This window comes from Pseudomonas sp. NBRC 111138 (assembly GCF_001320835.1).
Lineage (GTDB): Bacteria > Pseudomonadota > Gammaproteobacteria > Pseudomonadales > Pseudomonadaceae > Aquipseudomonas > Aquipseudomonas paracarnis.
Window position 1 is genome coordinate 23783 of the sequence record NZ_BCBO01000092.1, and the last position, 6224, is coordinate 30006.

The 6224-nt window shown below is 62.9% G+C and carries 5 protein-coding genes; 2 read left to right on the forward strand and 3 right to left on the reverse strand.

What is annotated here, in order from left to right:
- Nucleotides 1-71: 71 nt before the first annotated feature.
- The 3 genes from atuC to APH41_RS17805 are packed head-to-tail and all read right to left on the reverse strand — an operon-like array spanning nt 72 to nt 4353.
- Complete coding sequence (gene atuC / locus APH41_RS17795) at nt 72-1685, reverse strand: geranyl-CoA carboxylase subunit beta (protein ID WP_054920420.1); 1614 nt, start codon at nt 1683-1685, stop codon at nt 72-74.
- 4 nt (nt 1686-1689) lie between these two features.
- Entirely contained in the window at nt 1690-2562 is an 873-nt protein-coding gene (locus APH41_RS17800; RefSeq protein ID WP_034126811.1) for an SDR family oxidoreductase, read from the reverse strand.
- Between the two features lie 12 nt (nt 2563-2574).
- Nucleotides 2575-4353 carry an acyclic terpene utilization AtuA family protein gene (locus tag APH41_RS17805; RefSeq protein ID WP_054920423.1) on the reverse strand — a complete coding sequence of 593 codons (1779 nt, stop codon included), beginning with the start codon at nt 4351-4353 and terminating at the stop codon, nt 2575-2577.
- A 153-nt stretch (nt 4354-4506) separates the two neighbouring features.
- On the opposite strand from APH41_RS17805, the gene APH41_RS17810 reads away from it, so the two are divergent.
- Together APH41_RS17810 and APH41_RS17815 are read left to right on the forward strand one after the other, a co-directional pair.
- Complete coding sequence (locus APH41_RS17810) at nt 4507-5130, forward strand: TetR/AcrR family transcriptional regulator (protein WP_034126813.1); 624 nt, start codon at nt 4507-4509, stop codon at nt 5128-5130.
- A 92-nt stretch (nt 5131-5222) separates the two neighbouring features.
- Nucleotides 5223-6011, forward strand: a complete 789-nt coding sequence (locus APH41_RS17815; RefSeq protein ID WP_054920425.1) for an ABC transporter substrate-binding protein — start codon at nt 5223-5225, stop codon at nt 6009-6011.
- Nucleotides 6012-6224: the final 213 nt, after the last annotated feature.

Consider the following 6224-nt stretch of genomic DNA (forward strand, 5'->3'; position numbering starts at 1 on the left):
CCACGCGGAGCGTGGGAACGATCACCCACGTGGAGCGTGGGAACGATCACCCACGTGGAGCGTGGGAATGATCAGCGCGCCACGCCGAAGGTGTTCGGTTGCAGTTGCCGCAGTTCGGCTTCGTGACAGATATCCAGCAAAAATCCGAGCAAGGTGCGGGTGTCCCGTGGATCAATCAGCCCGTCGTCCCACAGGTTGGCGCTGCCGTAGAGGGCGGTGGACTGGCTGTCGAGCTTCTGCGCGGTGACCTGTTCGAGCATGTCGAGCACCTTTGGGTCGGGCACCAGGCCGTCCTTGAGTTGCTTGGCCTCGGTGACAATGCGCAGCACCTTGCCCGCTTGTGCGCCGCCCATCACCGCGGTGCGGCTGTTGGGCCAGGCGAAGATAAAGCGCGGGTCCAGGCCGCGGCCGCACATGGCGTAGTTGCCCGCACCGTAGGAACCCCCGACCACGATGGTGAGTTTAGGCACGCGGGCATTGGCCACCGCCTGGATCATCTTCGCGCCGTGCTTGATCACCCCTTGCTGTTCCGACTCGGTGCCCACCATGAAGCCGGTGGTGTTATGCAAGAACAGCAGCGGCGTACGGCTCTGGTCGCACAGCTGGATAAACTGCGCGGCCTTGCTCGCGCCCTTTGGGGTGATGGGGCCGTTATTGCCGATCACTCCCACGGCGCGCCCCTGGATATGCAGATGGGCGCAGACGGTGTGGGGGTCGAACTCGCCTTTGAATTCCAGCAGGTTGGAACCGTCGGCCAGGCGCGCCAGGATCTCGCGCACGTCATAGGGCTTTTTCGGGTCATCGGGAATCAGCCCCAACAGCTCTTCAATCGGGTACAGCGGTTCGCGATAGGCGCGGGGGGGCGCGTGCGGCAAGCGGTCATTCCAGGGCAGCAGGCCCACAATTTCACGCACGATGCGCACGCCGTCGGCATCGTCTTGGGCCAGGTACTCAGCGGTGCCTGCGGTTTGCGCGTGCATCTGCGCACCCCCCAGTTCTTCATCGGTGGCGACTTCGCCGGTGGCGGCCTTGAGCAACGGTGGCCCGGCGAGGAACAGCTTGGCCTTGCCGCGCACCACCACCACGTAATCCGAGAGGCCCGGCTGATACGCACCGCCGGCCGTGGCCGAGCCGTGCACCACGGTGATCTGCGGCAAGCCCATGGCGGACATGCGTGCCTGGTTGGCAAAGCTGCGCGCGCCTTCGACGAAAATCTCGGCTGCGTAGTTGAGGTTGGCGCCGCCGCTTTCGGCGAGGGTCACCACTGGCAGTTTGTTCTCCATGGCGATCTGTTGCAGGCGCAGGGATTTTTTCAGCCCGGAGGGGGAAATGGTGCCGCCTTTGATCGCGCTGTTGTTGGCCACCACCAGCATGCGCACGCCGCTGACATAGCCGATACCAGCGATCAGCCCGCCACCGGCGGCGCTACCGTCCTTGTCGTCGTGGAGTTTGTAGCCGGCCAGACTGGCCAGCTCCAGGAAAGGCGCGCCGGGGTCCAGCAGCAGGTTGAGGCGCTCACGGGGCAGCAATTGGCCGCGCTTGTCGAACTTGGGCTTGGCTTCCTGGGCCTTGGCCAGCAGGGTGTGTTCCAGTTGGCGTAGCTGGGCAATGGACGCCAGCATGGCTTCGCGGTTTTGCGCGAACGCTGGGCTGTTAGGCTCGATCATGGTTTCAATGATTGGCATGGCGTTATTGCTCCGCCTTGAGCACATCCGGCAGGTAGGCGCGGTGGAACCCGTTGAATGGCTCGCTCGGCGCCTGCGCCTTGTGCAGCGGCCATGCGCGGCTGCCCAGGCTGGCGGCGCCGTCGATGCGCAGGGTGCTACCGCTGATAAAGGCCGCAGCCGGGCTGAGCAGGAAGACGATGGCCGCGCTGACTTCCGACTCGGTGCCGATGCGCTTGAGCGGTACATGCTCACGCAGGGTGGGAATCACCGCCTTGAACGCGCCTTCGTAGGTGTCCATGCCGCTGGAGGCAATCCAGCCAGGCGCCACGGCGTTGACGCGCACCCCGGCATAGCCCCACTCAAACGCGGCGGTCTTGGTGACGTTGTCCATGCCGGAGCGCGCCGCGCCGGAGTGGCCCATGCCGGGCATGCCGCCCCACATGTCGGCGAGCATGTTGACGATCGCGCCCCCGTGCTTGCTCATCGACTGGTTGAACACTTCCCGCGCCATCAGGAAACCGCCCACCAGGTTGGTGCGCAGTACGGTTTCAAAGCCCTTCTGATTGATCGCCGCCAGTGGCGACGGGTATTGGCCGCCCGCGTTATTCACCAGGCCATGGATGGGGCCGTGGTCGTGCAGGATCTGCGTGACCAGCGCTTTCACCGCCTCTTCCTCACGAATGTCACAGGCATGCCAATGGGCGACGCCGCCATCTTCAGCAATTTCCGCCGCGACCTTCTGCAGTTTTTCTGGCTTGCGCCCCACCAGGATCACGCAGGCACCAAGGGCCGCCAGCTCATGGGCGGTGCAGCGGCCAATGCCACTGCCGCCTCCGGTGACAATCACGGTTTGCCCCTTGAACAGGTCGGCTTTGAAGATCGAGTCGAAGGCCACGGCGACGGTCCTTTAGGTGAGTTGATCGGCAATGTGTTGCGGCACGGCGATGGGGATTTCCAGCAGTTGCTGGGCGAAGGCCTTGCCTTGGGGATCGATGCGCAGGCTGGCGATACCGCCGCCGCCCAGGGCATTCTCCAGCAGGAAATTCAGGCTGTGGCTGCCGGGCAAGTACCAGCGTTGGACGCGGCCATGGATCGGGTCGAGCACGTGGTCCATCCAGTCGACGATCACCTCCGGGGTCAGGGCTTCGGCGATCCACGGCAGGTAGTCGGGGTGGCGGGCGATCACGCCAATATTGCTGTGGTTGCCCTTGTCACCAGAGCGCGCCACGGCGAGTTTCACCAGCGGTACGCTGGCGTCGGCACGGCCCTCCGGCTTGGCCGGCTCGATGGGCACAGCCGGCGTGAGCAGAGACGCGGAGGCGGGCAGCTCGACGGCATGACGTTGGCCTTGGTACTCGATGGCGACGCTACACAATGATTTGTCGACCAGGAACGAAAACAGCCGAATCAGCGGATACACCGTCGGCCGCCCGCCAACAATGCCGGTCAGCCCCGGTGCCATGCCGGTGGCCGCCTGGGCGATCTCGCGAGCGAACAGCACCAGCGCCTGCTTGTTCGGATGCCGCACCGCCAGCTTCACCACCACTTCGCGGCAATCCGCACGCCGGGCGTGGGCGCCGTAGGTGGCTTCGCTGCCGAGCAGTTCGATGTTGACGTCGGTGTAGGGCGCCCAGCCGCGCTGGCTGAACAGCTCCGAAGTCTTGTTGATGAGCGCCTGGCTGACCCGCTCGGCCTTGGCCACCGCGTCGATGCCAGCGAGCAGGCAACTGGCGGTGCAGCGAAAGCCATCGGGGTAGGTGGCGCTGACCTTGTACTGGTCGGTGGGTGGCAGGCCCTTGGCGCCGTGCAGGCGCACCGCGTGTTTGCCTTGTTGCTGCAGTTTGACCTGGCTGAAATCGCAGATCACGTCCGGCAGCACATAGGCGCGCGGGTCACCGATTTCATACAGCAGTTGTTCGGCCACGCTGAGTTCGCTGATCAGCCCGCCGCTGCCTTCGACCTTGTTGACGGTGAACTGGCCGTCGGCGCTGACTTCGACGATAGGGAAGCCGATGTGTTCGTAGTCGGGCACGTCACGCCAGTCGGTGAAGTTACCGCCGGTGCATTGGGCGCCGCATTCGATGATATGCCCGGCCAGGGCGGCCTGGGCCAGGTGATCGTAGTCCTGCCATGACCAATTGAATTCATGCACCAGTGCCGCGCTGACCACTGCGCTGTCGACCACCCGGCCGGTGATGACAATATCGGCGCCGAGCCCCAATGCCTGGGCAATGCCCGGTGCGCCGAGGTAGGCGTTGGCGGACACGCACAGGGGCGGCAGCGGGGCGCCGTTGTACAGGTCGGTGACAGGCGGCAGCTGTTTGAGTTGAGGGTGCAGGTCATCGCCGAGCAACACGGCGATTTTCAGCGGGATGTGGGCGTTATCGCAGGCCGCTTGCAGGGCGGCGGCGCAGGCCTGGGGGTTGATACCGCCGGCATTGCTGATCACTCGGATGCCCTGGCGCTGGATATCCGCCAGCAGGGGCGTAAGCACCTCGACAAAATCCGTGGCGTAACCGGCCTTGGGGTCTTTCAGGCGGGCACCGGCGAGGATCGACATGGTGACTTCCGCCAGGTAATCGAACACCAGGTAATCCAAGGCACCGCCCTGCACCAATTGGGCGGCGGCGGTGCAGGTGTCGCCCCAGAAGGCGCTGGCGCAGCCGATACGTACCGTCTTGCTCATGAGAAATCCTTCCTCCAAGGGCTGGTGCCGAGACTACCAAGCAAGCGCTTGGTTTGTAAACTCCAGTCACAAGTTTTACCCAAGCGCTTGCTTGGGTGGCAGTCACGGCCTAAATTGCCGGCCAAGACGACAGTAGACGTGAAGGAGAGCAGCATGGATGAGCACAAAGCCCTGGGGGTGATGCGCACCATGGTCGATGGTGGCCAATTGACCGACCCCGAGAGCGCCCGCGGCAAGTTGCTGCAAACCGCAGCTCATCTGTTTCGCAACAAGGGGTTCGAGCGCACCACTGTGCGAGATCTGGCCAGCGCCGTGGGCATCCAGTCCGGCAGCATCTTTCATCACTTCAAGAGCAAGGATGAGATATTGCGTGCGGTGATGGAGGAAACCATCCATTACAACACCGCGATGATGCGCGCTTCACTGGAGGAGGCGAGCACGGTGCGCGAACGCGTGCTGGCGCTGATCCGCTGCGAGTTGCAGTCGATCATGGGTGGCAGTGGCGAGGCCATGGCGGTGCTGGTCTACGAATGGCGCTCGCTGTCGGCCGAAGGCCAGGCGCACGTGCTGGCCCTGCGTGACGTGTATGAGCAGATCTGGTTGCAGGTACTGGGCGAGGCCAAGGCCGCTGGCTACATCCGGGGCGATGTGTTTATCACCCGGCGCTTCCTCACTGGCGCCTTGTCCTGGACCACCACCTGGTTTCGCGCCCAAGGCAGCCTGACCCTTGAGGAGTTGGCCGAAGAGGCCTTGTTGATGGTGCTGAAGTCGGACTGAGGCGCAAGTTATTAATTTGCTGGCGAAAGTTGTCTCCCCCAGTAAAAACGCCTAGCTTATCGGCATTGAACTCTTCAACGGTGCGTGCCTCGATGTTTTCGCCATGGCGGCTGGCTGCAGGACTTACTTTATGGGCACTGGGCACCGCCGCGTGGACGCAGGCCGGTGCCGCGCAGTTGGTGAGAATCGGCGCGGCGCATTTTCCGCCCTACACCGTACGCCCTGAACAAGGCGCCGACACCGGGTTGCTGCCGCAATTGGTCGAGGCGTTGAACGCTGCGCAAACCGATTACCAGTTCGTGGTGGTGCCTACCTCGATCCCCCGGCGTTTTCGTGACTTCGAGCAAGGCCGGGTCGACATGGCCATCTTCGAAAACCCGTCCTGGGGTTGGCAGAATATTGCCCATACCAGTGTTGATATGGGGCTGGAAGATGCGGAAATATTCGTTGCCCAGCGTCAACCCGGGCGCGACCAGAGCTACTTCGCCGACCTCACCGGTAAGCGCCTGGCGGTATTCAGCGGGTATCACTATGCCTTTGCCGACTTCAATCCCGATCCCAAGAACATGGCCGAGCGTTTCAACGCGACGTTGACCTATTCCCATGACAGTAATTTGCTGATGGTTGCTCGTGGGCGTGCGGATATTGCACTGGTTACCCGTTCGTACCTGAGTGATTTCATGGTGCGCAACGCAGACATGGCGGGGCAGTTTTTGGTGTCGGAGCGTATTGACCAGGTGTATCACCACTATGCGTTGTTGCGGCCCAAGGCACCGATCACTGGTCCGGCGTTTGCCGAACTGCTCAAGCGTCTGCGCGACAGTGGCCAGATGCTGAAGATTTTTGAGCCGTATCGTATTGATGTGACGCCGGTGCCCTGAGGTCTTAGTAAGTAAAATCCTTCGGGCTCGGGGGGTCAACTGTGGGAGCTGGCTTGACTGCGATGACGGCCTGAAAGCCGACACCTATCTACCTGACACCCCACAGTCAAAATGTGGAACCAGGCTTGCCTGCGGTGGCGGCCTGACAGTCAACACAGTTGGACCGTGTACATATCCATTCCTGCGGTAACGGCTACTTAGGGTTCCGCTTTT

Excerpts from the sequence above, each read along its gene's own strand:
- APH41_RS17810 (WP_034126813.1), top strand. The coding sequence starts at position 4,507 with ATGGATGAGCACAAAGCCCTGGGGGTGATGCGCACCATGGTCGATGGT.
- APH41_RS17815 (WP_054920425.1), top strand. The coding sequence starts at position 5,223 with ATGTTTTCGCCATGGCGGCTGGCTGCAGGACTTACTTTATGGGCACTG.
- atuC (WP_054920420.1), bottom strand. The coding sequence starts at position 1,685 with ATGCCAATCATTGAAACCATGATCGAGCCTAACAGCCCAGCGTTCGCG.
- APH41_RS17805 (WP_054920423.1), bottom strand. The coding sequence starts at position 4,353 with ATGAGCAAGACGGTACGTATCGGCTGCGCCAGCGCCTTCTGGGGCGAC.